This window comes from Synechococcus sp. H60.1, assembly GCF_047462335.1.
Classification (GTDB): domain Bacteria; phylum Cyanobacteriota; class Cyanobacteriia; order Thermostichales; family Thermostichaceae; genus Thermostichus.
The window spans coordinates 1-942 of record NZ_JANSJA010000130.1 but is presented as its reverse complement, the minus strand read 5'-3'; the positions used below and the strand labels follow the sequence as shown (position 1 = coordinate 942).

Genomic DNA, 942 nt, shown 5'->3' with positions numbered 1-942 from the left:
GCCACCAAGACCCGCCCCATCTCGGCGAAGATTTGGACAAGCTGGTGGAACTTGCCTTGCAGGACGGGATCCAGCTCCAGCAGAGGGTCGGCAGTGGGGTTTGGGGCTATGTTCATAAGGCCAGCAGATTCGGTAAGTCGGGGCCAAGGGGACGCCGTCCTGGCCCGGCAGAGGAGAACCTGGGGCGGTTTTCCCTTCCTATTGTTTCTCAGAGTTTCCCGACTTTCCAACGCTTCCTTCCCAAGTGAGGTGCGGGATCCCCCCACAAGCGGGCAACCTGTCTCTAGGCCAGCAGCCCGCCGACGCGGTAGGCTGGATGGCAGTGAGCCCCTTGCTTTGTTGCCGCAATCGACGCTTCTCTCCTCTTGCCGTCATGGCTCTGCAACTCGAACCTGCCAGCCCGCCAGAAGTGGCCGTCTATCAGCCCTATTACGCCGTTGCCCGCCGACAGTACTTAGCCCTGGCGGTGGGCCTCTACAAAAGAGGCAACCTGGAGGGGCAAAGGGCTATTGAGGGGGCGGATCCCGTCCGCTTCTTGGCCAGTTGGCACATGTCCCCGCTACCTTCAGATTTAACGGTGGTTCAGGTGATCTTCGCTCAAGATGCCGAGCTCACCTATCAGCTTTCCATTGCCAACTACGAGTTTGTGGACTATCTCATCGATGTGGTGACCCTGATGCAGCGGGGGCAGCCGCCGGATTTCTCCACCGCCTTTTACAAAAAGCTGATGCGCTATGAAGATTGACCGTTCGCGCCAGCAGGACGCAGTCCTTGGTTGCTTAGCCGCCATCACCCTCTACGACACCACGCTGCGGGATGGGGCGCAGCGGGAGGGGCTGTCGCTGTCGGTGCAAGACAAGATCCAGATCGCCAAGCTGCTGGATCGGCTGGGGATCCCGTTTATCGAGGGGGGCTGGCCGGGGGCCAATCCCAAGGATGTGC

At 60.4% G+C, this 942-nt stretch carries 1 protein-coding gene and 1 pseudogene; both read left to right on the top strand.

Features of this window, described 5'->3' with window-relative positions:
• Positions 1 to 373: 373 nt before the first annotated feature.
• On the top strand, positions 374 to 745 hold the full coding sequence (gene ebsA, locus NW852_RS07075; RefSeq protein ID WP_414332569.1) for a type IV pilus biogenesis protein EbsA: 372 nt from the start codon (positions 374 to 376) through the stop codon (positions 743 to 745).
• Positions 735 to 942, top strand: a pseudogene (locus NW852_RS07070) (hypothetical protein); the annotation flags it as partial. The gene ebsA and the pseudogene NW852_RS07070, both read left to right, overlap by 11 nt.

Coding starts and splice junctions, on each gene's coding strand:
- ebsA (WP_414332569.1), top strand. CDS start 374: ATGGCTCTGCAACTCGAACCTGCCAGCCCGCCAGAAGTGGCCGTCTAT.